Genomic DNA, 26,295 nt, shown 5'->3' on the forward strand with positions numbered 1-26,295 from the left:
GACGGACGGAGAACGCACATGTGCCTGGCGGTGCCCGGCAGGGTGACCGGGATCGAGGAACGCGACGGCACGCGCATGGCGCGCGTCGACTTCGGCGGGGTGGTCAAGGACGTGTGCCTGGCCTACCTGCCCGACGTGGAGGCCGGCGAGTACGTCATCGTCCACGTCGGCTTCGCGCTGCAGCGGCTGGACGAGGAGTCGGCCAGGGCGTCGCTGGAGTTGTTCGAGCAACTGGGACTGCTGGACGAGGAGTTCGGCGACGCATGGGAACGGGCGGCGGCCGACGCCGGACAGGCCCGGCCGGCACCGGCGAAGGAGGTCACCAGGTGAGGTACATCGAGGAGTTCAACGACCCGGAGCTGGCGAAACGGCTGCTGGAGGACATCCACGCCACCGCCACCCGCCCCTGGGCCATGATGGAGGTCTGCGGCGGCCAGACCCACTCGATCATCCGGCACGGCATCGACCAGCTGCTGCCCGGACACATCGAGCTCGTCCACGGCCCGGGCTGCCCGGTCTGCGTCACCCCCCTGGAGATGATCGACAAGGCGCTGGAGATCGCCTCCCGCCCCGAGGTGGTCTTCTGCTCCTTCGGCGACATGCTCCGCGTCCCCGGCACCGGCCGCGACCTGTTCCGGATCAAGAGCGCCGGCGGGGACGTACGGGTGGTCTACTCGCCGCTGGACGCCCTGGAGATCGCGCAGCGCCACCCCGACCGCGAGGTGGTCTTCTTCGGCGTCGGCTTCGAGACCACCGCGCCGGCCAACGCGATGACCGTCCACGAGGCGCGGCGGCGCGGCATCCGCAACTACAGCATGCTGATCTCGCACGTGCGGGTGCCGCCCGCCATCGAGGCGATCACGCGGGCACCGCACTGCCGGGTCCAGGCGTTCCTGGCTGCCGGCCACGTGTGCAGCGTGATGGGAACGGCCGAGTACCCGTCACTGGCCGACCGCTTCGGCGTGCCCATCGTGGTCACCGGCTTCGAACCGCTGGACATCCTCGAGGGCGTGCGCCGCACCGTCCACCAGCTCGAGCGCGGCGAGCACCGGGTGGAGAACGCCTACCCCCGGGCGGTGAGGGAGGAGGGAAATCCCGCCGCGCGGCGCATGCTGGAGGAGGTCTTCGAGGTCACCGACCGCGCCTGGCGGGGCATCGGGGTGATTCCGGCCAGCGGCTGGCGGCTGGCGGAGGCCTTCCGCGAGTACGACGCCGAACACCGCTTCGAGGTCGGCGGCATCACGACGCGCGAGTCCGGGGTGTGCCGCAGCGGCGAGGTGCTCCAGGGACTGCTCAAACCGGACGAGTGCGAGGCATTCGGCACCGCCTGCACCCCCCGCGACCCGCTGGGCGCCACCATGGTCTCCAGCGAGGGCGCCTGCGCCGCCTACCACCTCTACCGGCGCCTGGGCGGCCCGGCCCGCCGAACCGGACCGGCGAGGGAGGCGGCCTCCGTTGGCTGACACCACCAGCGCGACCTCCGACCCCGTGGACCCCGCCGAGTGGACCTGCCCGGCCCCGTTGCGCGACCACCCGGTGGTCGTCATGGGGCACGGCGGCGGCGGGGCCCTCTCCGCGGAACTGGTGGAGCACCTCTTCGTCCCCGCCTACGGCAACGAGACGCTGGCCGGGCTCGCCGACTCGGCCGCGCTGTCGCTGGGCGGCACGCGCCTGGCGTTCTCCACCGACTCCTACGTGGTGCGCCCGCTGTTCTTCCCCGGCGGCTGCATCGGCGACCTGGCCGTCAACGGCACCGTCAACGACCTGGCCATGAGCGGAGCGCGGGCGGCGTACCTGTCGTGCGCGTTCATCCTCGAGGAGGGCACCGAACTGGCGTTGGTCCGGCGGGTCGCCCAGGCGGTCGGCACGGCCGCCGCGGCGGCCGGCGTCACCGTGGCCACCGGCGACACCAAGGTGGTCGACGCCCGGCACGGCGACGGGATCTTCGTCAACACCGCCGGCATCGGGCTGATCCCCGGGGGCGTCGACATCCGCCCGCAGCGCGCCGAACCCGGCGACGTGGTGATTGTCAGCGGGCCGATCGGGATGCACGGAGTGGCCATCATGAGCGTCCGCGAGGGACTGGAGTTCGGGGTGGAGGTGTGCAGCGACACCGCGCCCCTGGGCGGACTGGTGCAGGCGATGCTCGCGGCCGCCCCGGATCTCCACGCGCTGCGCGACCCCACCCGCGGCGGGCTGGGCACGGCGCTGAACGAGATCGCGGCGGCATCCGGCACCGGCGTCGTACTGAACGAGCGGGCCCTGCCCGTCCCGGAGGCCGTGTCGGCCGCCTGCGGCTTCCTCGGCCTGGATCCGCTGTACGTGGCCAACGAGGGACGTCTGGTCGCCTTCGTGCCGCGTGGGCGTGCCGATGCCGTACTCGCCGCGATGCGGGCGCACTCCCAGGGTGCCGGGGCCGTGGTCGTCGGGGAGTGTGTGGAGGACCACCCGGGCATGGTCGTGGCCCGCACCGGGTTCGGCGGCACCCGCGTGGTGGACCTGCCGCTGGGCGAGCAACTGCCTCGCATCTGCTGACAAGGCGGGACGTCGGCGCGTCCCGGCGTCCCGCCCGGATCAGTGGTCCGCCCCGGCACCCGCCACGGGCGCCGGGGCGGGGAGCGTACCGGCCCCGTCCTCCTCCCCGCACTTCCTTCCGTCGGCGGCGCCGCCGGTGCGGAGCGTACGGCGCGGGAGGGGACCGGTCACGGCGGTGGTCACCGGCGCCATGAACACGAACACGGCGAAGAGGTCGGGACCGAGTACGCCCGGCTCCACACCCAGGTTGAGCATGACGAACTCGGTCAGACCGCGGCAGTTCATCATGACGCCCAGAACCAGGGCCTCGTTCCGGGTGCGGCCGCCGACCACGGCCGCGGCGAACGCCCGCGCCGAGCGGGAGTACGCCCCCCGCAAGGGGCTGGGTGCCATCCCGCCGGAGATGCTCGCCATTCCCGGCGGCGTCAACATCCACGGTGTGAAGGCGCCGCTGAAGGACCCCGCCGACTTCGGTCTCCGCTGTCAGACGCGCACCGCCACCTACGCGCAGCCGGCCGAGGCCGCCGTCATCACGCTGACCCACTCCCTCGCCGCCGAGTGGGCTTCCGAGGGCGTACGCGTCAACGCGACAGCCCCCGGCCGGCCGCACACGGACCTCACGCACGACTTCGCCACCGAACCGCGGCTCGCGGCTGTCCGAGCGCTTCCTGTCGGCCGTCCTGCCGGGGGTCAGCGGGACGGCCGGTGCCCCGGATGGGGGCCGAGAAGGAGGTGTGGCGGCTGGAGGCGACCGGTCTGCCGTTCGTGTTCCCCGTCGACACAGCCACCGAGCGCGGTGCCCCGCTCCACCGCCGCCGCGACGGCCTCTACGGAACGGTCACCCCGGCCGAGTGACCCGGCGCCCGCCGGCCGGGACTCGGATCCCGGCCGGCGGGCGTCACACGAGGCGTTGCCCGGCGGGTCGGCCGGACGTGCGGGTGCGCGGTGCCTACCGTCGCGGTATGCCCCTCATCCGGATCGAACGCCGCACCCACCTCCCGGCAGCGGAGGCGTGGCGCAGGCTGACCACCTGGGAGAACCACGCCCGCCACGTCCCGTTCACCGCGATCACGGTCACCACCGCGCCCCCCACGCGCGTCGGCACGCGTTTCACAGCACGCACGGGCACCGGACGGGCCGGGTTCGACGACCCCATGGAGGTCGTGCGCTGGGAGCCGCCGGCCGCCGGCCGTCCCGGCCGCTGCCGGGTGGAGAAGCGGGGGAGGGTCGTGCTCGGCTGGGCCGAGGCGGAGGTGGTCCCCGCCGGTGGGGGCTCGCTGGCCGTCTGGCGCGAGGAAGTACGGATGCGGGGGCTGCCGCGCCTGCTGGACCCGCCGACGGCGTGGGCGGCCCGACTGCTGTTCGACAGGGTGGTGACGGGGCTGCTGAGGGAGCGGTGACCGCCGCGCCCCCGGCCGGTTCCGCGGGCGTCCTGGCCGGGGCGGGCCGGCTCACACCTCACGCACGGTCACGCCGGCCGCGGTCAGCGCGCCGGTCTGGTCACCGGGGGCGCCCTCCTCCGTCACCACCGCGTCGAGAGCCGAGACCGGCGCGACGAAGGCGAGGGCGGTGCGGGAGAACTTGGCCGCGTCGGCGACCGCGACCACCCGGCGGGCCGAGGTGATCGCGGCACGTTTGACGGCGGCGTCGGCCAGGTCGTACGCGGTCAGTCCGTCCGCAGCGTTCAGGCCGCAGCAGCCGATGACGGCGGTGTCGAAGCGCAGCGTGGCCAGGGATGCCTCGGCCAGCGGGCCGGTCAGCGCCAGCTCACCCGGGCGCGGCTCCCCGCCGGGCAGCAGCAGCTTCAACCGGGGGGCGTCGGTGAGGACGTTGGCGGCGTGCAGGGACAGCGGCATGACGGTCAGCCGGCGGTCGGCCAGGGCACGGGCCACCTCCAGGCAGGTCGTGCCGCTGTCGAGGACGACCGACTCGCCATCGGTGATCAAGGAGGCCGCCTCGGCGGCGATCCGTCGCTTGGCGTCCGACCGCTCCAGCTCCCGCAGCACGAACGGCGGCTCCTCACCGCGCAGCAGCAGGCTCCTGGCCCCGCCTCGATAGCGTTCCAGAACCCCCTGGTCCGCCAGGACCTCCAGATCGCGCCGGACGGTCATCTCCGAGGCGCCGGTGAGCCCGGCCAGCTCCGCCACGCTCAACTGCCCGGCCTCGCGTACGGCCTCGGTGATCCGTCTCAGTCGTTCCGCGCTCGCCACGCCGGAAATTGAACATGGAAGATGTGTGAAATTCAATCTTTCGAACAGTAGTTTTGTTTGTTAACTTCTGGAACATGGAGAGGACGCTGCGGCTCGCACGGCTGGCCACCTTCGCCTACTTCGGCCTCAACGGCTTCCTGATGGGCACGTGGGTCGTCCACATCCCGGTGGTGGAGGACCGCGCGGGGATCAGCCACGCCGTTCTGGGCTGGCTGCTGCTCCTGCTCGGCGGCGGAGCCTTCGCGGGCATGCGGCTGACCGGACCGCTGGCCGATCGTTTCGGCGCCCGCGTGGTGGTGCCGGTGAGCGCGGTGCTGTGCAGCGTGTCCCTGGTGCTGCCCGGGCTGGCCGAGGAGGCCCGGACACTGGGCGCGGCGCTGCTGGTGTTCGGCTTCGGCACCGGCTGTCTGGACGTCGCCATGAACACCCACGCCATCCAGGTGGAGCGCTGCTACCGGCGGCCTGTCATGTCCGCCTTCCACGCGGTCTTCTCCGTCGGAGGGGCGCTCGCGGCCCTGGTCGGTGCCCGGACCCTCAGCTGGGGCTGGGACGCCGCCGCGACCCTCGTCGGGATGGGCGCGGCCGGGCTCCTGGTCGCCGTCCTGGCCGCTCCCGCACTGCTGCGCCCCGAGCTCGCCGGGCCGGGAGACCCTGCCGCGGAGGGACGGAAGGCGTCCGCCGGGGCGCGGCGCGGAACGCCCGCACGGATCTGGGCGCTGGCCGTCCTCGCGCTGATGCTGATGCTCGCCGAGGGCGTCGCCAACGACTGGAGCGTGCTCGCCCTGCGGGAGGTCCTGGGCGCGCCCGCCGCCACGGCGGCCCTCGCCTACGGGGCCTTCGCCACCGCCATGACCGTCGGACGCCTGCTCACCGACCGGGTGGCCGCGCGGTTCGGTCCGGTCGCGATCGTCCGCTACGGCACTCTTCTGGCCTCGCTCGGCCTGTCGGCGGTGGTGGTCTCGCCCTGGGCCCCCCTGGCCCTGGCGGGCTGGACGGTCTTCGGCCTGGGACTGTCCGGCTGCGTTCCCCAGCTCTTCAGCGCCGCGGGCCACACCGACCCGGAAGCCGCCGGGGCCAACGTCTCACGTGTGGCGGGGCTCGGTTACCTCGGCATGCTGGCCGGGCCGGCCGTCATCGGGCCGCTCACCCATCTCGTACCGCTGAACGTCACCTTCCTGCTGCCCGTGGCCCTGTGCGCCCTGGCGGCCGGGGCCGCCGGGATCCTGCGGGCCGAGCCCCGCGAAGGCGCCGGGCGAGGGGAACCCGCCGGAGAGCGGGCGGAGGTCGCCGGGGCGGCCGGCTGACGGGGCGGCCGACGGCACGGGCTGCCCGGAGGAGGCGACCCGCGCCTTTTCCGGCGGCGCTGCGGGCGTCAGCCGTCCTTGAGGGGGTCGTGCCCCCAGTTCATCAGGGAGTGCCGCCAGGTGGTGTCGGTGACGTCGCCGGAAGGCCGCTGGGCCAGGTGCCGCTTGATGTAACCGCTGACCTTGCGCATGTGGGCCACGTCGTCGTCGCTGAGGTCGGACTTCGAGGTCCGCAGCAGTTCGACGATGCGGCGGCCCGAGGCGTGGCCCGTACTCTCGCCACCGTCCCGGTGCTGCCCGGCGGCCCTGGACTCCTCCCGCCCCAGCCAGTCCTGGAGCTGCTTGGGCGTGAGATTGACCAGCTTCCCGAACTCGGCGACGGTTTCGTCGCGGTCCGCGCGGCCCTCAGTCATCCCCGGAGCCCTTCTCGCGGAGGGCGTCGGGGCGGTGGACCGCCCGGCCGCCGGACTTCTCGCTGCGTACCTGGTACTGGGGGGCGTCGGGGGAGGCGTCCACGGTACGCCCGCCGGCCTCGGTGCGGGAGGTGATCTCCTCCTCGACCCTGCCGACGGCCTCGCCTCCGTGGCTCTTCCAGGAAACCCTGTCCCCTTTGCGGAACTTCCTGTTCTTCTTCGTCATCTTCCCCTCCTGCGAGGAGTGGGCGGATGAAAAGCCCGGTTCGCCCCCATCGTATCGGTGCGGCGGTATTGCGCCACCGCGGAGTCGCGGAGTCGCGGAGCCGGACGGCCGCTGCGCCCCGCCGGGCCCGTGGGGCCTACCGTCGGCGGGAATGCGTCCCCGGGTTGATGATCTCGTCCAGCACCTCGCGAACCGCCGAGAAGACGACACGGTCGATGCCGTCCGCCGGAGGGCCGGAGCCCGCGTCCGCGCCGGACGGGTACCCGCCCCCGGCCGTTCCGGCCTCCCGCTCGGCGGCCCAGTCGCGTGCGACCCGGATACGGCGGAGGAGTTCGTCTGCGTCCACGACATCAGTCATGGGCGGAACCTACCCGCGGACGCGGTGCGGCAGCCTTCGCCGAGTGTGTCCGTTCTGTGCCGAACCGCTCCGTGCCGACCGCCCCGGTGATCCGGGGGGCGGACGGCGGACCGGTAGGCGGGCGGCCGGAACCGGGCACACCCGCCCCTACGGGACGAGGAGGGCCTCGGTGGTCCGGGTGGCCGAGTCGTAGCTGCGGGCACCGGTCAGGCGGCCCCGCACCGGGCCCCGCACTCCGGCGGGCAGCAGCTCCCCGTCCGTCAGGCTCCAGGCCGGGCGGCGACTGCGCCCGAGAGTGATGTGCGGGACCCACCGGCCGGGGGCGTGCAGCGGATTCGTCCCACCGGTCCCGGGCAAGCCGGTCAGCGCCCGCCAGACCGCTGTGTGCAGCCGCAGCAGCTCCGGATCCGGTCGCACGGCCCAGGCGAGGACGTACGTACGCCCGGTGAAGCGCAGCAGTCCGTCCAGGCACAGCCCCACCGGCAGGTCACCCAGCGCCGCCGCCACGTCCTCGCGCGTCGCGCCGGGAAGCGCGTCGGCGGTGGCCAGGGTGAGGTGGGGGCGGTTGGTCGGGTGGGTGTGCGCCTCCTGGCTGGGCATCCCCGCCGCGGCCAGGTGCCGCCACGCCCGGCGCACGGCCAGGTCGGTGGTGGCGTCCGGCAGCAGCTCCACGGTGCGCACACGGGCCAGCGTACGGCGCGGCCCGTCCGTTCGGCACCGGCCGCCGCCGAACCCGCGGGCGGGGCGGTCACAGCCGCTCGGTCACCACGGCCTCGAGGAACCGGCCGACCTCGGCCTCGGGGGGACTGCGCGCCAGATCGGCTTCGCTGACCATACCGGCCAACTGTTTCTCCCCGCCGGTGATCGGCACCCGGCGGACCTGGTGCTTCTCCATGGTGTCCGGCACCTTCTGGGCATCCGCGCCGGCGGTCATCCTGCTCGGATCGCCTCCCGTGGCCAGGCATTTCACCACGATGTCGCGGTCGGTGACGATCCCGCGCAGTTTGTCGTCGTCGCCGCATGTCGGCAGCGCTCCCACATCGAGGTCGCGCATGCGCCGTGCCGCGGCGTCCGGCGTCTCGTGCTCCCCGACGCACTCCGCACCGGTGTGCATGATGTCCCGGGCAGTGGTCATGGCGGCCTCCTCGGATCGAGACGCGGTGAATGCGATGGATTCACCGCGTCCGTGGGCCCGGCCGGTCCGGCGAACGCGGTGGGACCGGCCTGCCGGAGAGGCCCCGGGCGCCGCGTCAGGAGGTGCGCCCGTCCGCGGCGGGGACGGTGAAGACCGGGCAGCGGGCGTGGTGAAGCACGCCCTGGCTCACCGAGCCCAGCAGCATCCCGGTGAAGCCCCCGCGCCCATGGGAACCCACGACCAGGCCGAGGGCCTGCTCGGATGTCTCGGCCAGAGCCTGTACCGGATGTCCCCGTACGAACTCGTGGCGCAGATCCACCTCCGGATACGCGGCGGTGCGGCCCGCGACCGACTCCGACAGCAGTCGACGGGCCTCCTGCTCCGCCGCCTCCTCGTCCAGGGAGCCCGGCGACGACGGATGCCACACGTGCACGGCTCGCAGCGCCGCACCGCGCAGCGAGGCCTCCTGGAAGGCGAAGTCGACGGCCGCGGCGGAGTACGGACTGCCGTCGACACCCACCACGAGGTACGGCCGCTGCCGGGTGACGCGCTCCGGCTCCCGCAGGACCACCACCGGGCACGGGGCGTGGGCGGTGAGCGGCAGCCCCACCGCGGCGGAACCGAACAGCTCCCGCGCGGAGGACAGGTGCCAGGAACTCACCACGGCCATCGCCGCGTTCCGCGTCTCCTCGCGCATCACCCGGGCGGGATGCCCCTCCGCCAGCAGCCAGGAGACCTCCACCCGCGGCTGCCGCTCCTTGGTGAAGGCGACCGCGTCCCCGAGGACCCGCTCGCCGGCCTCGTGCAGCGCCTCATTCCACCGCTCCCACGACGGCCGCAGCTCCGAGGACCAGTAGCCGCCGGTTGGCACGCCCTGGGCGTGCACCACGCGCAGCGGCAGTCTTCGCCGGGCGGCCTCGTCCGCGGCCCAGGCGAGGGCCGACCGCCGGGAGGGGTCGGGATCCACGCCCACCACGATCGGCCGACGTACCTGTGAACTCGTCATGGCCACCTCCGGGGCACTCTTCCGCCTTCCGCCGCCCGGCCCGTCGGCGCCCCGTCGTTCGCACCCGTTGGGCGGGGCGGGCCACGAACGGCCGGCAGGTGTCGTCTACAGGTCCTGGGCCAGGAGGATCTCGTGCGCGAGCCGGGCCCCGCGAGCCGCTTCCTCGGGCAGCCGGGTGTCCTGGGAGGGAGGCTGTTCCAACCCCCGGGAGAGTGCTCGGACGGCCTCGGCCAGTGCCTGCACCTGCGTCTCCAGCGTCCGCACCCGGGCCTCCTGCGAACTCTGCGGGGCGTGGCCCGAGGGCTGCTCGTACGGGCTGTTCGCGGTCATGTCGGCGCCTTTCGTCCGTCGGACTCCGAGAACCGCCCGGAGGCCGGTGGTCGGCGACCGCCTCCTTCGGGTCCTCCCCCTCCAGTCTGCCCCCGCCCGCGGGCGGGGGCTCCGGGCGAGCCCTGGCGCCCTGTCCGCTGTGGGCGGCGTTCGCCGCCGTGCTCGACCGGCGCATCCGGCCGACGCAGACCTGTCGCGCCGGTGCGGGCGCCACACGGCACGCTCGCCCGGCCGCAGGCCCCGGGGCAAGTTCCGGGCAGGCCCCGGCCGTGTCGCCGTGTCCGGCGGTCCGCGGATGAAGCCGGCGGGAGACGACCCGCACGGTCACGGAGGCGGCGTCGCCCCCTTGGCCGGCCGGCGGTTCCAGCGGTGGCCGCGCAGCTCGTCGAGCAGAGCGCGGTCCAGCCTCCGGCCGTCGGAGACGGTCAGGTTGGCGTGTACGTGCTCCGGTCTGCGCATGGTGGGGACGATGGTGCTGACGGCCGGGTGGTGGAGGATGAAGCGCAGCGACAGCTCGGGCAGTGTCATGCCCTCGGGCAGCACCTTCCTCAGCCGCTCGACGCGCCCGTCCGCCGGCCCCGGCCGCCCGGGCCCGACGCCGCCCGCCTGCCGGCCGTCCTCGGAGAACACGGTGCCGCGGACGGGCCCCCGGCCAGGCTGCCCCCGTCGAAGGGGACGCGGACGATGATGCCGATGTCGTCGAGCAGGGCGCGCTCGAACAGCTCGTCCTCGGGAGCCTGCTCGAAGATGTTGTAGGCGACCTGGACGACATCGACCAAGCCGGTGTCGATCGCCCGCAGGCAGTTCTCCGGCTCCCAGGGGCCGGCATTGATGCCGAATCCCTCGATCACGCCCTCCGCCCTGAGGTCGCGGATCACCTGCTGCCAGCGTTCGTCGTCGCTCCACCGGTCCTCCCAGACGTGGAACTGCAGCAGGTCGATGTGGTCGGTACCGAGGTTCTCCAGGCTGCGGTGGACGTACTCGCGGACGTGGTCGGGCGGGAAGACGTCGTCGAGGGCGTCGCCCGGGCGCGACAGCCGGCGCCGGTTCAGCGGCGGCACCTCGGTGGCGACGTACAGCCGGCGGTCGGGGTGCCTGCGCAGCAGGTCGCCCAGCATCCGCTCGCCGGCGCCGCGGTCGTGGGCCCAGGCGGTGTCGAAGAAGGTGCAGCCGAGGTCGACCGCCAGGTCCAGGCAGCCCGGTGCCGTCTCGTGACTTCGGGCGGCGAGGTCCCCGGAACCGCTTCCGGCACCCCGTACACCGTAGCCGAGTTCGCTGACATCCCAGCCGAGCCGGCCCACGCTTCGGTAGCGCACTGTCGTCCTTTCGGTTCGTTCTCCCGCTGTCTTCCCGTGTCTGCGCGCCGCGCCCGGACGGACGACGGAAACGGCGGTTCGGCGGGAAGGCACGGAGGCATCCGCCGGGAGCCGACGGCGCGATGGGCATCCGTTCCCCCGGAGCCCCCGGAAGGGCGGGGACACATGTCCGCTTCCGGGATGCTGGGCGTCACCGGCGCACCGTCGGCAGAGAACCCGGGGGATCGGAGAAGGGTCCTCGTCCAGGATTCTTCCGCCCCTCACCTCGCTCCTGCCGTCGTCTCGCCTCACACAGCCTCCCCGGCACCGGTCGACGCGCGTTGAACCGGGAACGCTCCGGTGCCCGCCGGCTCCTCGTCTCCCGCGGGTGTTCGGCTGGATGCCCGGGGCGGAGCCCGGGCGGAAGGGGCCGCGGTGACCACGCAGGAGCGTAGCCACGATCATGTGGCCTGACCAGACGCCGGATCACGCGAGTGCGGCCGTATCGTCCAGGACAGGCGCCCATGACGGGCGGCCGCGGCATCGAGTCGGTATCCCTTCCGGGAGCGGCGGAACGGGGCGCTCCGGCGCCGGATGAACCGGCCGCGCGGCGGGAATCCCCCCGGTGACCCGCGCAGGGGAGGGAAGAGGGCATGGAGGAACCGTCGCACCCCGCACGCGCGCTATGGGGCCTGATCGAACCGGTTCACGCGGTGACCTGCTTCGCGCCGGAGGCCCGGGGGCCTTCGAGGACGCGGGGCTGCGCGGCTTCTGACGCGGCTACTTCGCCGGACGAGCCGCGCCGCTGGGGGAGACCGGGCCGGGAACCGGTCACGGCCGTGTTCTTCGGCGTTCTTCGGCGTTCTTCGGCTTCACACCCGGCATGGTGGTCCGGAACCTGAACTGCGCCGGGCGGGTGCCGGCCGCGGCCGACCGGGCGCTGCCCGTTCCGCCGGACCCGGTGGAGCGGCTGTGGCACGCGGTGACCGTACTGCGCGAGCGCCGCTCCGGTCGACACATCACCTCCTCGGCCCGCGGATGCCAGTCCAGCCTCACCTCGCGCGGATCCCGGTTGTGGGTCAGCATGATCACCGCGGCCGGGGCCTTGACCGCCGGTGGCAGGACGTCGTCGAGCCCCCGCGGCAGGCCGGCCCACGCTCCCTCCCAGCCCGGGCGCACGGCAATCGGCGAGAGGCTGAAGTACACCTCGTACCCGGCCTCCAGGAAGTCACCCGCGGCGAGGATCCGCTCGGCGACCGGGCTGGTGCGGATGTCCAGCAGCCGCGAGTCCTCGGCCGGCGTCAGGGAGAAGCGGATCCTGGTCCTGCCGCGCGGGTCGTACGAGAGCGGGTCGGGGTTGGTGCACGGGGACTCCGGTCGGCTCGCGGTGACCGGTGGCGCACCACTGATTCCAGGAGAGGGCACCGACAGCGGACCGGGAAGCCGGGCCGGGTGAGACGACCGGCGTAGATTCAAGATCGTTAAACATTTATTGACCAAGATCACCCGATGGTGTGGGAAGGGGCGGACAGCCATGGCCCCCACCCTCATGATCCACCTAGCGTGCGGGTTAACCGCCGAGGGCCCACGTCCCGATGCACGGGAGCCGGGTCCTCGAAGTATGCCGTGCCCCCGCACGCCGCCCGAAGGAGACATGCCCGATGTCGGTAGAAGCAGCCGGTGAAGCGCAGCAGGACCAGCGCCTCAGCCTCGGCACGGCCGCCGCGCGGAACCTCGCCACCACCACCAAGTCCGTTCCCCAGATGCAGGGGATCACCTCCCGCTGGCTTCTCCGGGTGCTCCCCTGGGTGCAGACCGAGGGCGGTGTCTACCGCGTCAACCGCCGTCTGACCTACACCGTCGGCGACGGCCGCGTCGAGTTCGTGAAGACCGGTTCGCGGGTCCAGGTCATCCCGCGAGAGCTGGGCGAGCTCGCGGTACTGCGCGGCTTCGACGACGTGGATGTGCTGACGGCCCTGGCCAACCGCTTCGTCCAGCGCGATTTCGAGGCCGGCGAGGTGCTCGTGGAGGAAGGCGGCTCTGCCGACCACATCTATCTGATCGCGCACGGCAAGGTGCAGAAGACCGGCAGCGGCCCGTACGGCGAGCCCACCCGTCTGGGTGTGCTCGGCGACGGCGACAAGTTCGGAGAGCAGAGTCTGCTCGAGGACGAGGCGGTCTGGGAGTACACCGCCAAGGCCGTCACCGGCGGCACCCTCCTCACCCTGGAGAGGCGGGAGTTCACCTCCGTCATGGAGAGCTCACCCGCCCTGCGGGACCACGTCGCGCAGTTCGCGGCCCTTCCCCGGCAGCGGCAGAACGAACGGGGCGAGGCCGAGGTCGCCGTGGCGTCCGGCCACAGCGGGGAGCTCGAACTGCCCGGCACGTTCGTGGACTACGAACTCAACCCGCGCGAGTACGAGCTCAGCGTCGCCCAGACCGTGCTGCGGGTCCATACCCGCGTGGCGGACCTCTACAACAAACCGATGAACCAGACCGAGCAGCAGCTGCGGCTCACCATCGAGGCGCTGCGCGAGCGGCAGGAGCACGAGCTGATCAACAACCCCGAGTTCGGCCTGCTGCACAACGCCGAGTACAGCCAGCGGATCCAGACCCACTCCGGGCCGCCCACCCCGGACGACCTGGACGAGCTGCTCAGCCGCCGCCGTGGCTCGAAGTTCCTCCTGGCCCACCCGCGCACCATCGCCGCCATCGGCCGCGAGATGAACGCCCGAGGTCTCTACCCCGACCACGTCGACCTGATGGGCAACCACGTTCCGGCCTGGCGGGGCGTACCGATCCTGCCGTGCAACAAGATCCCCATCACCAGGGAGCGCACCAGCTCCGTCATCGTCATGCGTACCGGAGAGGATGACCAGGGTGTCGTCGGCCTGCACCAGACGGGGATCCCCGACGAGTACGAGCCCGGCCTGTCGGTGAGGTTCATGGGCATCAACGAGAAGGCGATCATCTCCTACCTCGTCACGGCCTACTACTCGGCCGCGGTCCTGGTGCCGGACGCGCTCGGCGTCCTGGAGAACGTCGAGATCGCCCGCGAAGGGGAGTGAGGGCGGTCCCGGACGACACGAGGAGAGTGAGGCGCGCATGCCGCGGCCCTTCGAACTGCCGGACTTCTACGAGCCGTATCCGGCGCGGCTGAACCCCCATCTGGAGTCCGCCCGGGCCCACTCCAAGGAATGGGCCCGGCGGATGGGGATGGTCGAGGGCTCCGGGATCTGGGACGAGGACGACTACGACTCGCACGACTACGCCCTGCTGTGCTCCTACACCCACCCGGATGCGCCCGCCGAGCGGCTGGCCACGGTGACGGACTGGTACGTCTGGGTGTTCTTCTTCGACGACCACTTCCTGGAGAGCTTCAAGCGCGACCGTGACACCGTGGGGGCCCGGGAGTATCTGGAACGGCTGTTGGCCTTCATGCCGGCGGGGCCGGTCGACGGGAGGGGGAGCGCGCCGTCCGCCGTGCCGGAGAACGCGGTGGAGCGGGGGCTGGCCGATCTGTGGGGTCGTACGGTCCCGGCCATGTCGGACGGCTGGCGCCGCCGGTTCGCCGAGGCCACCCGGCACCTGCTCGAGGAGAGCATGTGGGAGCTGGCCAACATCAGCGACGGCCGGATCGCCAACCCCCTGGAGTACATCGAGATGCGCCGAAAGGTCGGTGGCGCTCCCTGGTCCGCCGGTCTGGTGGAGTTCGCCGCGGGCGCGGAGGTACCGGAGGTGATCGCGGCGAGCCGTCCGATGAGGGTGCTCAAGGACGCCTTCTCCGACGCCGTGCACCTGCGCAACGACCTCTTCTCCTACCAGCGGGAGGTCGAGGACGAGGGTGAACTCTCCAACGGGGTGCTGGTCTTCGAGACATTCCTGGGCTGTGGGACCCAGCAGGCCGCCGACGCCGTCAACGACCTGATCACCTCCCGGCTCCACCAGTTCGAGCACACCGCCCTCACCGAACTGCCGCCGTTGTTCGCCGAACACGGTCTGGACCCCGCCTCCTGCGCCGACGCGCTCGCGTACGTCAAGGGGCTTCAGGACTGGCAGGCGGGCGGCCACGAATGGCACACGCGCTCCAGCCGCTACATGAACGACGGCCCGCCCGCTGAGCGTGTTCCTTCCGTGCCCGGCGGGGTGGCGGGACTCCCGACAGGGCCCACCGGCCTGGGTACCTCGGCGGCCCGCATCGCCGCCTCGGTGGCGGCCACCCTGCCGGCCAGGCTCAGAAGCCATGCGTACCCCCCGTACGAGAAGGTCGGGCCGGTGCGGATCCCGGAGCTGCGCATGCCGTACACCACCCGGCTCAGTCCTCATCTGGACGCCTCCCGGGAGAACGTCGTGGGCTGGGCGCACCGGATGGGGATGCTGGATGCCGTGCCCGGCCTCCCCTCTTCCGGTATCTGGGACGAGCACAAGCTGCGAGCCTTCGACTTCGCCCTCTGCTCGGCCGGGATCCACCCCGACGCCTCGCCCGCGCAGCTGGACCTGACCACGGGCTGGCTCACCTGGGGCACCTATGGCGACGACTACTACCCGGTCGTCTTCGGACGTACCGGCGACATGGCGGGCGCCAGGGTGTGTACCGCGCGCCTGTCTTCCTTCATGCCGGTGGACTCCGGTGACGTCCCGGCGCCGGTGAACGCGCTGGAGCGGGGCCTGGCGGACCTGTGGGCCCGCACGACGGGCCCGATGGCCGTGGACGCGCGTCGCGCCTTCCGCGCCACCATCGAGGACATGACCGGCAGCTGGCTGTGGGAACTCGCCAACCAGGCGGCGCACCGCGTTCCGGACCCGGTCGACTACGTGGAGATGCGGCGGAAGACCTTCGGCGCGGAGTTCACGATGAGCCTCTCCCGGCTGTCCCACGGCAGGACGGTGCCGGCCGAGATCTACCGGACCCGTCCGGTGCAGGCGATGGAACACGCGGCGGGTGATTACGCGGGCCTGCTCAACGATCTGTTCTCCTACCGGAAGGAGATCGAGTTCGAGGGCGAGATCCACAATTGTGTGTTCGTCGTGCGCAACTTCTTCGACTGCGGTACCGCCGAGGCCCTGAAGATCGTCGGGGATCTCGCGGACTCCCGGATGCGCGAGTTCGAACGCGTGGTCTCCGCCGAGCTGCCCCGGATGTTCGAGGAACTGGCCCTCGGAGCGGAGACTCGCGCCGCACTCGTCGGTTACGCGCGGGAACTCCAGCACTGGATGGCGGGCATCCTCATCTGGCACCGGGGATGTCGCCGTTACACGGAGTCCGAGCTGCGCCGTCCGGTGGGAGGGCCGTCGGGAGTCCCTCACGGGCCCACCGGCCTGGGCACCGCGACCGCCCGTCTCATGACGGCCTTCGGGGGAGACCGTGAGGCGGTGTGGTTGCCGGGATCGTTCGGCGGCCAGGCATGGAACCGGGCAGGTGAAGCATCCGTGTGACATGGAGTGCGTGATTTACCGGGAAGAGGACGGAACGGCCCGGCGGGTCGACTGCGAGCGGCCCGCCGAGGCGGGACGGACAGTGCTCAAGCGCCTGCGGGAGCTGGGCGGGGGAGAGTTCGGCTGGGTGCGCCTGGACTCTCCCTCCGAGCGTGAGGTGGCCGAGCTGACGGCCGAGCTGGGGATGCACCCGCTGGCCGTGGAGGACGCGGTCCACGCGCGCCAGCTTCCCAAGGGGGAGCGGTACGACGATGTGCTGGCGGTGGCGCTGAGGACGCTGTGGTACGTCGAGGAGGAGTCGGAGGTGGAGACGGGGGAGGTGATGGTCTTCCTCGGCCCCCGCTTCGTGATGACCGTCCGGCACGGGCCGGCCGACCCGGCCGCGGAGGCCGCCCGTCGGCTGGCCGCGGACCCGGTGATGCTGAGCTTCGGCCCCGCCGCGGTCCTGCACGCCGTCCTGGACGTGGTGGTGGACGCTTACAGCGACGCCGCGAGCAAGGTGCGCACCGACCTCGTCCGGCTGGAGCGCCGCGTCTTCTCCTCCACCCGGGACGACCTCACCGAGGAGATCTACTCGCTCAAGCGGGAGGTCCTGGAGTTCCGCGACGCCGTCCGTCCCCTGGTCCCGGTGGTGCGGGAGTTCGCCGCCGGGCCCTGGCCGCAGTGGCCGCAGGAGGCGTTGCCGTACTTCCGTGACGTGGCCGACCACCTGCACCGCACCGACACCGAGATCCGGTCCCTGGACGAGTTGCTCAACTCCGCGCTCGACGCCCACCTGGCCAGGGTGGGCACCTGGCAGAACGACGACATGCGCCGCATCTCGGCATGGGCGGCGATGCTCGCGATCCCCACCATGGTCGCCGGTCTGTACGGCATGAACTTCGAGCACATGCCGGAACTGGGCTGGGAGTTCGGCTATCCGCTGGTCATGGGCGCGATGGCCGCCTCCGCGGGACTGCTGTACCGGGCCTTCCGCCGCAACGGGTGGCTGTGACGGCCGGCCGGGGCCGACTGCCGTGACAGGATCGCGGGCGGTACGCCCCTCGAATGTCCCGAAGGGGGCCTTTCGGGGGTTTCCGCCAGGTCAGGGAGGCAACGCGGAACAGAGGCAAGTCCTTCCCCGCTCAAAGGAGTCTCCGTGGCTGTCACAGCCTTCGTCATACCCCCTCTGCTGCTGTGCGTGATGCTCGCCCTCGGACGGTATGAGGAACGCATGCTGGGTGAAGCCTTCCAGGAGCCCGTGGCCGAGCCGTCCCGCGAGCGCCGTCTGCGGGCCGTACCGGATCTCCCGGCGCACGAGCCGGCCCGCTCCGCCGCTCCCGAGGAGGACCGGCGCGCCGCGTGAGTTCCGGGCACCACAGGACCGGAGCCATGCCCGGCCTGCCCTCCGTCCCGGTACGAGCGCCAGGCCCGGTCACCGGACGATCCGTACCGGAAGGATGACGGCTCACGGCGTACCGGGTGTGACCAGAAGGAAAGGGGCACGGCGAGCCCCCCAGTACAGCAGCGCCTCCCAGCCGCGCCCGGCCAGGTGTTCCGCGCATCTCCTCAGCTCCCGCTCGGCGTGGTCGCGCCCGGCGGAGGCGGCGGGGCCCCGCCACTCCACACGGGCCGAGCCCGGCTCATCGGAGTCGAGCACCCTGTATCCCGCCCGAGTCCGGCGCCCGCTTCCGTCCACCGCCGACGGAGGTACGCCCGCGGCCTCCAGGGCGAGGGAGACCGCCCAGACCGCCCGCGTCCGCTCCCAGGGCGCCGGGGCGCCCGGACCGGGCCCGGCGCGGCCGTCCGTGACGCGGCGTATCTCCAGCACACCGGCCCAGGCGCGGGCCACCGCGGCGGTGCGCTGCCCGGGATCCTCCCGCGACGGCGGCCCGTCGCCGGTCGCCGCGGTGAACGCGCCGGACCCCGTGGACCCCGCGGGCCCTGCGGCCCCGCTCCGCCCGGCCGGAACGGGCGCCGGGGACGGCTCCTCGCAAGGCCCCCCGCGTGACTTCTCGCGCAGTTCCTCGCGCAGCCTCCGCCCCGCCTCGGTCAGGTAGTACCTGCCCGCCCGGCCGTACGCCACCGCCAGGCCCCTGCCCCGCAGGGCGGCGCCCGTCGCAGGGCTCCCGGCCACCTCTCCCGTCATGGGATCGGACGCCAGGACCGCCCGCCGCTGAGCGGGGGTGAGCGCCCCGGGCGCCGCCCGCCGCGACATCGCTTCCCCTTCCGGTCACGGCCCCCTCCGGCGACGGGGACCCGTACGACCAGTATCCGCATGAGACGGTACGCGGCGGAGGCCGGCGGACGAGCCGGCCTCCGCCGCGTACGTCACCGCCCCCGGCCGGCCCGCAACGGGCGGCGGCATCAGGCCGTCACGCCCCGGCGGCGCGGGTCGGCCCGTCTTCCGGGGACGGCGTTCTCGAGGGTGTGCGGACACCGGCCGGCCCGTCAGCGCGGCGTGGACACCGCGCCGTCGCGCTCCCAGCGGTAGAAGCACCGCGCCATGGCGTCATTCGGACCACGCCAGGTCTGGGGGGCGTACGGCCGGACGTACGCCGTCAGCCGGTCGCTGACGGCGCGGAACTCCGGATGGTCCATGGCCCGGGCGATGGCCGGTCCGGGGTCCCGCTCGCTCTCGATGAGGTGCATGTACACGTCGCCGAACTGGAAGAGGCTGCGCCGGGCGACGCCCACCAGCTGCGGCAGTTCACCGCGGTCGGATTCGGCGAACACCTCAGCGATGTCCGGAGCCGTCCCCGGTCCCATCCGGGCGACGATCAGGGTGTGGTGCACTGAAGGATCCCTTCTCACTCGGCCATCGCCGCGGGCCTGCCGGCCTGCCGGGCGCGCTGCTCGATCCGGTCCCGGATGAGAGCCATCTGGACACGGGAGTTGCGGTTGATGTTCTGCGTCATCCACGTGTCGTCGACCGGCGCGTCGGGCTTCATCGCGAAGTCCTGCGTCCACCGCATGCGCACGCCCTCGGGGAGTTGCGTGTACTCCCAGCGGATGTCCATGTACCGGAAGGGGCCCGTCTCCACGCGGTGGGCCCGCACGGTGAGGGCGTCGCGGTCGGCGGTCCGCTGTGACACCCAGCTCCACACCGTGCCGTTCTCGTCCGGGTGCATGGTCAGGCGGAAAGTGGTGGTGTCGCCGTCGCGGGAGAGGACCTCGACGGACGCGTACTCGCTGAACAGCCGCGGCCAGTTCTCGATGTCGTTGGTCATCTCCCAGACGAGGTCCAGGGGTGCGGCGATGACAATCTCGTTCTCGGTGTGCCCTGCCATCTCACGCCTCCACGGTGAGGACGCCGTTGACGAAGCCGAGGAACTCGCGGGGGGTCCTGCACTGCTCGGCCCGTTCCGGCATGTCCCGGTCGTAGCGCTTCTCCAGCTCGCCCACGACGCCCAGCAGCCCGAGCGAGTCGAGGCCGAAGGCGTCGAAACCGGAGTCGGCCCGCTGCCGCAGGTCACCGGGGTCCACGGCGACGCCCGCCGTCTGCTTCATCAGTGCGGCCAGTTCCTCGACGGTCACCTGACCCGTCATCTGGTCGGTCATGCGGATGCACTCCTTCGGTCGGTGGGGTGTCCGGCGCCACGCCGTAGCACGAGCGCCGCGTTCGATCCCATGAGCCCCCGGCTGAGGACCAGGGCGGTGAGCAACTCCGCGGAGCGAGCCCGGCCGGCCACCAGATCCAGGTCATGGCAGACGTCGAAGATGTTGGGGGTGGGGGGCACCAGGCCGTGCTCCATGGCGAGCACGGCCGCCGCGGCGTCCAGCACCGGCGCCCCGCAGTAGGCACGTCCGGTCCCCGACTTCGGTGCGGTGACGGGCACGCGCCGGCCGTGCGGGCCCAGGGCGTCGGTGATCGCCAGGGCCTCGGCCCGGTCGGCCTCGGCCGTGCCGAGGGCGTCGGCGAACACGACGTCGACCTCCTCGGGCGCGCAGCCCGCCTCCGCCAGCGCGGCACTGATCGCCCGGGCCAGCCCCTCCCGGGAGCACTCCCAGCGGGACGCCCCGGTGAAGGTGGCGGCGTGGCCGGCCACCACGGCCCGGGGCTCGGCCCCGCGGTCGAGGGCCGTGCCCTCCTCCTCCAGTACGAGCATCGCCCCGCCCTCGGCGGGCACGAAGCCGCGTGCGTCGGCGGTGAAGGGGCGGTAGGCGCGCCCTGGATCCTCCTCGGTGCTGAGCTCGGGATAGCCCAGCTGGCAGACCATCGAGTACGGGGCCAGCGGCGCCTCGGCCGCCCCGGCGACGACGGTGTCGGCGCCGCGCGCCACGGCGCGGGCGGCGTGCGCCAGGGCGTCCAGACCGCCCGACTCGTCGGCGGCCACCACGCCGCAGGGACCCTTGAAGCCGCCGCGGATGGAGATCTGGCCGGTGCTGGCCGCGTAGAACCAGGCGATGGACTGGTACGGGCCGACGTGGCGCGAGCCCCGCCCCCACAGTATCTGCAGCTCGCGCTGCCCGAACTCACCACCGCCGGAGCCCGCGGCGGTGACCACTCCCACCGAGTAGGGTGAGCCGACATCGGCCCGGCCGAACCGGGCGTCCTCCAGGGCGAGCGTGGTGGCGGCCATGGCGAAGTGGGTGAACCGGTCGGTCTGGACGAGGTGGCTGCCCTCGATCACGGCCGCCGGGTCGAAGCCGCGGACCTCGCCCGCGACCTTCAGCGGCAGATGGCCGCAGCCCTCCCGGGAGACCCGGTCCAGAAGGCTGTGGCCCTCCGCGGCCGACTTCCAGAAGGCATCCGCGCCGATCCCACCCGGTGACACGACTCCGATGCCGGTGACGACCGCGCGCCGGGCGCCTGACGGGTTCATGATGTCCTCCTGCCCGGCCCGCTCAACACCACCGCGGACTGGAAGCCGCCGAAGCCGCTGCCGACCGACAGCACGTTCCGCAGCCTCCGCTCACGTGCCGCGCGCGGCACGTAGTCCAGGTCGCACTCGGGGTCCGGGGTCTCGTAGTTCGCGGTGGGCGGCACCACCTGGCGGTCCAGGGCCTGGACGCAGGCGGCGACCTCGATGGAGCCGATGGCGCCCAGCGAGTGGCCCATCATGGACTTGATCGAGCTCATGGGCGTGTCGTAGGCGTGGGCGCCTAGGGAGCGCTTGACCGCCGAGGTCTCGTGGCGGTCGTTCTGCCGGGTGCCCGAGCCGTGCGCGTTGACGTAGTCGATGTCCGAGCCGTTCAGGCGTGCGTGGTCCAGGGCGGTGTCGATCGCCCGCGTCATCTCCAGGCCCTCGCTGGTCAGACCGGTCATGTGGTAGGCGTTGCCGTAGGTGGCGTAGCCGGTGATCTCGCAGTACAAGCGGGCGCCGCGGGCCCGGGCGTGCTCCAGTTCCTCCAGGACCAGCACCGCGCCGCCCTCTCCCATGACGAAGCCGTCGCGGTCGGCGTCGAACGGCCGGGACGCGTGCGCGGGGTCGTCGTTGTTGGGGGAGGTGGCCTTGATGGCGTCGAAACAGGCCATGCTGATCGGTGAGATGGGGGAGTCGGCCGCGCCGGCGAGACAGACGTCCATGCGGCCCTCCTCGATGGCGTGGAAGGCGTAGCCGAGGGCGTCCAGTCCGGAGGTGCAGCCGGTGGAGACGGTCTGCACCGGGCCGCGGGCGCCGAACTCCTCGGCGACCGCCGAGGCGAGCGTGCTGGGCGAGAACGCGCGGTGCAGGTGCGCACCGGCCTGCCGGTGGTCGACGTCCCAGCGGGAACCCCGCTCGCTGACCAGGACGTAGTCGTGCTCCAGACGGGTGGTGCCGCCGACCGCGGTGCCCAGACTGACACCCATGCGCCAGGGGTTCTCGCGCTCCGTCTCCAGGCCGGCGTCGCCGACCGCCTCGGCCGCGGCGACCAGCGCGAACTGTACGTAGCGGTCGCAGCGTTCGGTCTGCTCCACCGTCAGGCCGTGCGCCCGTGGATCGAAGTCGCACTCCGCGGCGATCCGTGAGCGCAGGCCGGCGGGGTCGAAGAGAGTGATGCCCCGGGTCGCGGTGCGGCCGTTCGCCAGGAGGTCCCAGAAGGCCTCGACGCCGATCCCGCCCGGTGCCACCACGCCCAGCCCGGTGACGGCCACGCGTCGCGTCACGAGGACACTCCGGCCGGCTGGGCGTCCGGGGTCTCCTCGGTGTCGACGTGCCCGAGTTCCGGCCTGGGGGCCAGCGGCCCCAGATGGAAGACGAGGCGGGCCTCGGTGTCGCCGACGTTGCGGAACCGGTGCCGCATGTACGCGGGGATCATCAGCCCCTGGTCGGGGGCGAGGGGGTGGGGATCCCCGTCCAGGTCCACCTCGAGGCGGCCGCTGACGACGTACACGAACTCCTCGGAGTACGGGTGGTAGTGCTCGCCGATGCGGTCGCCGGGCTCCACGATGGCCAGGCCCATGAAGCCGCTGGTGGAGCCGACGGTGGTGGGGGTGAGCATGGCGCGCAGGTCGCCTCCGCGCCTGCGGTTGGGCGCGGTCTCGGACAGGCCGACGATGCGTGGGGGCTGCTGGGTCATGGTCGTTCGCTCCGTGGGGGTGGGGAGGGACGGGCGGTGTGCGTGCGGGACCGGCCGACGCCGCGGTCGGCGGGATCAGGAGTACGGTGCTCTGCGGTCGGTGAGGAGACGCATGCCGGTGTGCGCCAGTAGACGCAGAAGGCCGCGTTCGTCCGCCGGAGTCTCTTCGAGGCCGAGTGCCTCGAGGTCGAGCAGGCCGGCGGCCTCGGTGAGGGCGCCTGGTTCACCGAGGCCGAGAACCCGGGCGGGAACAGAGTCCGGTTCGGCCTCCACCTCGACCATTCGTACGACGATGTCGTCGCGCTGGAAGACGGTGACGGCGCGGACCGGGTCGTGCGGGCTGTTCGCGGCCCTCTCCTCGTCCCGGGCGATCAGCCGTGCCAGGTCCGTGCCGCGGCCTCCCCGGGCCGGGTAGTACAGGGCGTGCCGCCGAGCCCCGGACGACCCCGGCCCGCCGGAGGCGGTTCGGTGCACGGCGGGCATCGCCGCGCGGGTGAGGAAGATCCGTGCGGACTGCGGGTCGCCGAGGTCCCGTTCCCGTTCCAGGTGGGAGGCGAGGGCCTCCTCGACCGCACGGACCTCGGGCCGGCCGATGGCGTGCCCGAGCGCGGCCGACAGGTCGCCTCGCACCTCGACGATCTGCACAACCCGGTTGCCGTGCACGAACACCGAGGTGCGCAGCAGCCGGGTTGCTTCGTCCACTCCGGGCTCGGGCGGAGCGAAGCCGGACAGGATCTCCGCGACCTTGGACTCGCTGCCGGGCCGGACGGTGTAGGTCAGGGCGTGGTGCACCGTGCCGTCGCCCAGGCGGACGGGCGGCCGTGACCGGTACCCGCCCGGAGCTGTCGTGGCGCGTCCGCCGCCGCGGGTCTCCCTGAGGATGCCGAAACGCAGCGGCCGCATGGTGCGGACGCAGGTGCGCAGTGGCCTGACCGTCTCCAGGTGCTCCTCGCTGTTCACCCAGGCGAGGAAGGGGGGCGCGCTCTCCCACTCGCTGGTGATGAGCCACTGGGACGGGTCCTCGATGGACTGGCAGAGCTGGTCGCTGATGTGGCCGGGCACGGAGGCCACCTGGGCGCACATGCGCTCGTAGGCGTCGAGGAAGCGCTGCTGGGCTCCCTCCTGAAGGTCCACCAGCAGGACGGCCCGGAGCCGGGAGCCGTCGAACACCGACTGGGAGACACGGCCCGACACCTGGGGCTCGCGACCCGAGACCGTCATCCTGTGAACCTTTCCGTTGGCGAATGGATGGACCACCGAGGACGTTGACTCGGCGTCAGTCTTCATGACAACTGATCATGTGACGCTCTTTCCGGACGCGCAAACCGTCAGAATCAACCGGGTGAAGAGCGAGCGAAAGAGACACTCTGGTGGCATTCATAAGTGTCTCGGGCGTGCGTGCGCGCGTCCCGGTGAAACCAATGTGCTGGAGGAAAGAGATGAACGAAGAAGCCGATCACAGGACCCCCGTTCTCGTCGTCGGCGGCTCCCTGGTGGGCCTGTCCGCCTCGCTGTTCCTCGGCCGCCTCGGCGTGCGGCACACCCTGGTCGAACGGCACGCGGGGACCTCGACCCACCCACGGGGGCGCGGCAACAACGTGCGGACGATGGAACTGTTCCGGGTGGCGGGCGTCGAGCCGGGGATCAAGGAGGCGGCGTCCGTCCTGTCCGGCAACCACGGGATCCTCCAGACCCCCTCGCTGACCGGGGACGAGGGCCGGTGGCTCTTCCAGGAGATCGACCCGGGCGGCGTGCTCGCCCGCGTCAGCCCCAGCGCCTGGTGCCTGTGCAGCCAGAACGACCTGGAGCCGGTCCTGCTGGAGCGCGCCCGCGAACTCGGCGGCGACCTGCGGTTCTCCACCGAGCTGATGACGTTCGAGCCGGACCCGGACGGGGTCACGGCCGTGGTCAAGAGCAGGGAGACCGGGGAGCACACCACCATCCGTGCCGACTACCTCGTCGCCGCGGACGGCCCGCGCAGCCCGGTGCGCGAGAATCTCGGCATCGGCCACAGCGGCCCCGGGGAGCTGTTCCACAACGTGAGCGTCACCTTCCGCTCCCAGGGGCTCGCCGGGGTGGTGGGCGACCGGCGCTTCGTCATGTGCTACCTGACCGGTCCGGAGGCGGACGGGGCCCTGCTGCCGGTCGACAACCGGGAGCACTGGGTCTTCCACATGCCCTGGCACCCCGAGAACGGCGAGACCCTGGAGGAGTTCACCGACGAGCGGTGCGCCGAGCACATCCGCCGCGCGGTCGGCGTGTCCGGGATCGACGTGGAGATCACCGGAAGGGCGCCGTGGCACGCGGCGGAACGGGTGGCCCTGCGCTACGGTGCCGGCCGCGTCCTCCTGACCGGCGACTCGGCCCACGAGATGTCCCCCACCGGCGCGTTCGGCTCCAACACCGGTATCCAGGACGCGCACAACCTGGCCTGGAAGCTGGCCGCCGTGCTCGGGGGCTGGGCGGGGCCGGGCCTGCTGGAGACCTACGACGCCGAGCGCCGCCCGGTCGCGCAGGCCACCGCCGCCCGCGCCTCGGCGCGTTCCGCGGAGCACAAGCACCCCGGCTACACTCCCGCTCCCGGAGCGGAGGGCCGCGGTCCGCAGGGTGGCATCCTCGCCGTGTCCGTCGGATACCGCTACCCGCGGGGCGCCGTCGTGGGCGCCGACCCCGAGGCGCCGCCCGTCCCCGGAGACCTGCGGCTGACGGGCGAGCCGGGCAGCCGGGCGCCCCATATGTGGCTCAGCCGCGCCGGGGAGCGGATCTCGACCCTGGACCTGTACGAGCGGTCCCTGGTCCTGATCACCGGAGCCGGTGCGGCGGGGTGGTACGGGGCGGCCGGCCGGGTCGCCGAGAAGCTTTCCGTACCACTGGAGCCGTACCGGATCGGCTCCGGGCCGGACGCCGACCTCCTGCCCGAGGACGGCGCGGACTGGGCGCGCGTCCACGGGACGGAGCCGGACGGCGCGGTGCTGGTACGCCCCGACGGGTTCGTGGCGTGGCGTTCGGCCGGGCCGGTCCCGGATCCGGAGGAGGTGCTGTGTCGGGCCGTCTCATCGGTGCTGGCACTGGACTGACGGCCACCCGGCCACCCGGCCACCCGGCCGCCGGGCCGGCCCGGCGGGTGGAAGCAGGCGGTGGCGGCCTTGCCGCCCGCGCAGGGACGGGCCTCCCACTCGTCCGACAGCGCGTCGACGAGGAACATGCCGCGCCCCGACATCCGCTCGGCGCTGGGCGGATGGGGCGCGGGGAGGTCGGCGGAGGAGTCGCGCACGCTCACGTGCAGGCAGCGGTCGTCCCACGTCAGCACCAACTGGGCGGCGCTGTGCGTGTGCACGTGTGCGTTGGTCACCAGCTCCGAGACGGTCAGCAGCACCGCGTCCACCGTCTCCGGAGCCGACTCCGTCCAACCCAGCGATTCCAGGTGGCTGCGCGCCCACTTCCGCGCGGCCTTCACCCCACTGGCCACCGGCAGTGACCGCGCCCACCCCACGGCCCGCAGCGACGACTCGCACACGACGCTCCACCTCCCTGCTCACCGCGGAGCTTCTACCCCCGGTGGGC

The 26,295-nt window shown here is 72.7% G+C and carries 30 protein-coding genes and 4 pseudogenes; 13 read left to right on the forward strand and 21 right to left on the reverse strand.

The genetic code is table 11. The annotated features are described in order from the left end of the window. Window positions 1–18: 18 nt before the first annotated feature. The 3 genes from LJ221_RS01245 to hypE are packed head-to-tail and all read left to right on the forward strand — an operon-like array spanning window position 19 to window position 2,535. A complete protein-coding gene (locus LJ221_RS01245) occupies window positions 19–330 on the forward strand; it encodes a HypC/HybG/HupF family hydrogenase formation chaperone (RefSeq protein ID WP_241712938.1) in 312 nt (103 codons plus the stop codon). Next, entirely contained in the window at window positions 327–1,463 is a 1,137-nt protein-coding gene (hypD, locus tag LJ221_RS01250) for a hydrogenase formation protein HypD (protein ID WP_241712940.1), read from the forward strand. Before LJ221_RS01245 ends, hypD begins: the two co-directional genes overlap by 4 nt. After that, entirely contained in the window at window positions 1,456–2,535 is a 1,080-nt protein-coding gene (hypE, locus tag LJ221_RS01255) for a hydrogenase expression/formation protein HypE (protein WP_302851929.1), read from the forward strand. The genes hypD and hypE overlap by 8 nt, the downstream gene beginning before the upstream one ends. A 39-nt stretch (window positions 2,536–2,574) precedes the next feature. Here the strand turns inward: hypE and LJ221_RS01260 are convergent, their stop codons facing one another. After that, window positions 2,575–2,949, reverse strand: a complete 375-nt coding sequence (locus LJ221_RS01260; protein WP_241712942.1) for a hypothetical protein — start codon at window positions 2,947–2,949, stop codon at window positions 2,575–2,577. Here LJ221_RS01260 and LJ221_RS23825 point away from each other — a divergent pair. From LJ221_RS23825 to LJ221_RS01270, 3 genes and pseudogenes are all read left to right on the forward strand, one after another. Further along, window positions 2,939–3,178 (forward strand): annotated as a pseudogene (locus tag LJ221_RS23825) (SDR family oxidoreductase); the annotation flags it as partial. The gene LJ221_RS01260 and the pseudogene LJ221_RS23825 overlap by 11 nt on opposite strands. A gap of 71 nt (window positions 3,179–3,249) precedes the next feature. Then, a complete protein-coding gene (locus LJ221_RS01265) occupies window positions 3,250–3,390 on the forward strand; it encodes a hypothetical protein (protein WP_241712944.1) in 141 nt (46 codons plus the stop codon). A 107-nt stretch (window positions 3,391–3,497) separates the two neighbouring features. Further along, complete coding sequence (locus LJ221_RS01270) at window positions 3,498–3,935, forward strand: SRPBCC family protein (RefSeq protein WP_241712945.1); 438 nt, start codon at window positions 3,498–3,500, stop codon at window positions 3,933–3,935. Window positions 3,936–3,986: 51 nt separating this feature from the next. Here the strand turns inward: LJ221_RS01270 and LJ221_RS01275 are convergent, their stop codons facing one another. Next, complete coding sequence (locus tag LJ221_RS01275; protein ID WP_241712946.1) at window positions 3,987–4,745, reverse strand: DeoR/GlpR family DNA-binding transcription regulator; 759 nt, start codon at window positions 4,743–4,745, stop codon at window positions 3,987–3,989. A 74-nt stretch (window positions 4,746–4,819) separates the two neighbouring features. On the opposite strand from LJ221_RS01275, the gene LJ221_RS01280 reads away from it, so the two are divergent. Then, on the forward strand, window positions 4,820–6,049 hold the full coding sequence (locus LJ221_RS01280) for an MFS transporter (RefSeq protein ID WP_241712947.1): 1,230 nt from the start codon (window positions 4,820–4,822) through the stop codon (window positions 6,047–6,049). Between the two features lie 68 nt (window positions 6,050–6,117). Here LJ221_RS01280 and LJ221_RS01285 read toward each other — a convergent pair whose 3' ends face one another. The 9 genes from LJ221_RS01285 to LJ221_RS23570 form a co-directional block, all read right to left on the reverse strand. Next, window positions 6,118–6,462: a DUF3140 domain-containing protein gene (locus tag LJ221_RS01285; RefSeq protein ID WP_241712948.1), complete on the reverse strand. Its 345-nt coding sequence runs from the start codon at window positions 6,460–6,462 to the stop codon at window positions 6,118–6,120. Then, a complete protein-coding gene (locus tag LJ221_RS01290) occupies window positions 6,455–6,688 on the reverse strand; it encodes a DUF2945 domain-containing protein (protein WP_241712949.1) in 234 nt (77 codons plus the stop codon). Before LJ221_RS01290 ends, LJ221_RS01285 begins: the two co-directional genes overlap by 8 nt. Before the next feature lie 136 nt (window positions 6,689–6,824). Beyond that, window positions 6,825–7,046 (reverse strand): hypothetical protein, encoded by a 222-nt coding sequence (locus LJ221_RS01295; protein ID WP_241712950.1) that lies wholly within the window; start codon window positions 7,044–7,046, stop codon window positions 6,825–6,827. Between the two features lie 147 nt (window positions 7,047–7,193). Continuing rightward, window positions 7,194–7,727 (reverse strand): 2'-5' RNA ligase family protein, encoded by a 534-nt coding sequence (locus LJ221_RS01300; protein WP_241712951.1) that lies wholly within the window; start codon window positions 7,725–7,727, stop codon window positions 7,194–7,196. Window positions 7,728–7,794: 67 nt separating this feature from the next. After that, entirely contained in the window at window positions 7,795–8,181 is a 387-nt protein-coding gene (locus LJ221_RS01305; protein WP_241712952.1) for a CBS domain-containing protein, read from the reverse strand. A 115-nt stretch (window positions 8,182–8,296) separates the two neighbouring features. Continuing rightward, a complete protein-coding gene (locus tag LJ221_RS01310) occupies window positions 8,297–9,187 on the reverse strand; it encodes a universal stress protein (protein WP_241712954.1) in 891 nt (296 codons plus the stop codon). 105 nt (window positions 9,188–9,292) lie between these two features. After that, window positions 9,293–9,517, reverse strand: coding sequence for a hypothetical protein (locus LJ221_RS01315; protein ID WP_241712955.1), 225 nt, complete (start codon window positions 9,515–9,517; stop codon window positions 9,293–9,295). 324 nt (window positions 9,518–9,841) lie between these two features. Next, on the reverse strand, window positions 9,842–10,045 hold the full coding sequence (locus tag LJ221_RS01320) for an aldo/keto reductase (protein WP_241712957.1): 204 nt from the start codon (window positions 10,043–10,045) through the stop codon (window positions 9,842–9,844). Window positions 10,046–10,065: 20 nt separating this feature from the next. After that, window positions 10,066–10,833 carry an aldo/keto reductase gene (locus LJ221_RS23570; protein ID WP_241712959.1) on the reverse strand — a complete coding sequence of 256 codons (768 nt, stop codon included), beginning with the start codon at window positions 10,831–10,833 and terminating at the stop codon, window positions 10,066–10,068. Between the two features lie 862 nt (window positions 10,834–11,695). Between LJ221_RS23570 and LJ221_RS23830 the strand changes: the two are divergent. Beyond that, window positions 11,696–11,779, forward strand: a pseudogene (locus LJ221_RS23830) (hypothetical protein); the annotation flags it as partial. A 38-nt stretch (window positions 11,780–11,817) separates the two neighbouring features. Here the strand turns inward: LJ221_RS23830 and LJ221_RS01330 are convergent. Continuing rightward, window positions 11,818–12,171: pseudogene (locus LJ221_RS01330) on the reverse strand (spore photoproduct lyase family protein); the annotation flags it as partial. 302 nt (window positions 12,172–12,473) lie between these two features. On the opposite strand from LJ221_RS01330, the gene LJ221_RS01335 reads away from it, so the two are divergent. The 4 genes from LJ221_RS01335 (at window position 12,474) to LJ221_RS01350 (ending at window position 17,593) form a co-directional block, all read left to right on the forward strand. Further along, on the forward strand, window positions 12,474–13,880 hold the full coding sequence (locus LJ221_RS01335; RefSeq protein WP_241712960.1) for a family 2B encapsulin nanocompartment shell protein: 1,407 nt from the start codon (window positions 12,474–12,476) through the stop codon (window positions 13,878–13,880). Window positions 13,881–13,917: 37 nt separating this feature from the next. Further along, entirely contained in the window at window positions 13,918–16,248 is a 2,331-nt protein-coding gene (locus tag LJ221_RS01340) for a family 2 encapsulin nanocompartment cargo protein terpene cyclase (protein ID WP_241712961.1), read from the forward strand. Window position 16,249: 1 nt separating this feature from the next. Beyond that, window positions 16,250–17,242 carry a magnesium and cobalt transport protein CorA gene (locus LJ221_RS01345; RefSeq protein ID WP_241712962.1) on the forward strand — a complete coding sequence of 331 codons (993 nt, stop codon included), beginning with the start codon at window positions 16,250–16,252 and terminating at the stop codon, window positions 17,240–17,242. Between the two features lie 144 nt (window positions 17,243–17,386). Beyond that, window positions 17,387–17,593, forward strand: coding sequence for a hypothetical protein (locus LJ221_RS01350; RefSeq protein ID WP_241712964.1), 207 nt, complete (start codon window positions 17,387–17,389; stop codon window positions 17,591–17,593). Between the two features lie 102 nt (window positions 17,594–17,695). Here LJ221_RS01350 and LJ221_RS23575 read toward each other — a convergent pair whose 3' ends face one another. The 8 genes from LJ221_RS23575 to LJ221_RS01390 all read right to left on the reverse strand — a co-directional run bounded on the left by LJ221_RS23575 (window position 17,696) and on the right by LJ221_RS01390 (window position 23,952). Continuing rightward, window positions 17,696–18,445, reverse strand: a complete 750-nt coding sequence (locus LJ221_RS23575; protein WP_308314693.1) for a hypothetical protein — start codon at window positions 18,443–18,445, stop codon at window positions 17,696–17,698. A 233-nt stretch (window positions 18,446–18,678) separates the two neighbouring features. Then, on the reverse strand, window positions 18,679–19,023 hold the full coding sequence (locus LJ221_RS01360; protein ID WP_241712966.1) for a TcmI family type II polyketide cyclase: 345 nt from the start codon (window positions 19,021–19,023) through the stop codon (window positions 18,679–18,681). Window positions 19,024–19,037: 14 nt separating this feature from the next. Beyond that, the gene (locus tag LJ221_RS01365; RefSeq protein WP_241712968.1) at window positions 19,038–19,517 is read right to left on the reverse strand and encodes an SRPBCC family protein; all 480 of its coding nucleotides are present in this window, start codon (window positions 19,515–19,517) and stop codon (window positions 19,038–19,040) included. 1 nt (window position 19,518) lies between these two features. After that, window positions 19,519–19,788: an acyl carrier protein gene (locus LJ221_RS01370; protein ID WP_241712970.1), complete on the reverse strand. Its 270-nt coding sequence runs from the start codon at window positions 19,786–19,788 to the stop codon at window positions 19,519–19,521. Further along, window positions 19,785–21,053, reverse strand: coding sequence for a beta-ketoacyl synthase N-terminal-like domain-containing protein (locus tag LJ221_RS01375; protein ID WP_241712971.1), 1,269 nt, complete (start codon window positions 21,051–21,053; stop codon window positions 19,785–19,787). The genes LJ221_RS01370 and LJ221_RS01375 overlap by 4 nt, the downstream gene beginning before the upstream one ends. Then, window positions 21,050–22,318, reverse strand: coding sequence for a beta-ketoacyl synthase (locus LJ221_RS01380; protein WP_241712973.1), 1,269 nt, complete (start codon window positions 22,316–22,318; stop codon window positions 21,050–21,052). Before LJ221_RS01380 ends, LJ221_RS01375 begins: the two co-directional genes overlap by 4 nt. Continuing rightward, entirely contained in the window at window positions 22,315–22,731 is a 417-nt protein-coding gene (locus LJ221_RS01385) for a cupin domain-containing protein (protein WP_241712975.1), read from the reverse strand. Before LJ221_RS01385 ends, LJ221_RS01380 begins: the two co-directional genes overlap by 4 nt. 75 nt (window positions 22,732–22,806) lie before the next feature. After that, entirely contained in the window at window positions 22,807–23,952 is a 1,146-nt protein-coding gene (locus LJ221_RS01390; RefSeq protein ID WP_241712977.1) for a SchA/CurD-like domain-containing protein, read from the reverse strand. Window positions 23,953–24,170: 218 nt separating this feature from the next. Here LJ221_RS01390 and LJ221_RS01395 point away from each other — a divergent pair, with 218 nt between their 5' ends. Further along, window positions 24,171–25,808, forward strand: a complete 1,638-nt coding sequence (locus LJ221_RS01395; RefSeq protein WP_241712980.1) for an FAD-dependent monooxygenase — start codon at window positions 24,171–24,173, stop codon at window positions 25,806–25,808. Window positions 25,809–25,846: 38 nt separating this feature from the next. Here the strand turns inward: LJ221_RS01395 and LJ221_RS01400 are convergent. Next, window positions 25,847–26,248, reverse strand: a pseudogene (locus LJ221_RS01400) (ATP-binding protein); the annotation flags it as partial. Between the last annotated feature and the right edge of the window lie 47 nt (window positions 26,249–26,295).

The organism is Streptomyces sp. CNQ085 (assembly GCF_022614595.1).
In the GTDB taxonomy this organism is placed as follows: Bacteria; Actinomycetota; Actinomycetes; order Streptomycetales; family Streptomycetaceae; genus Streptomyces.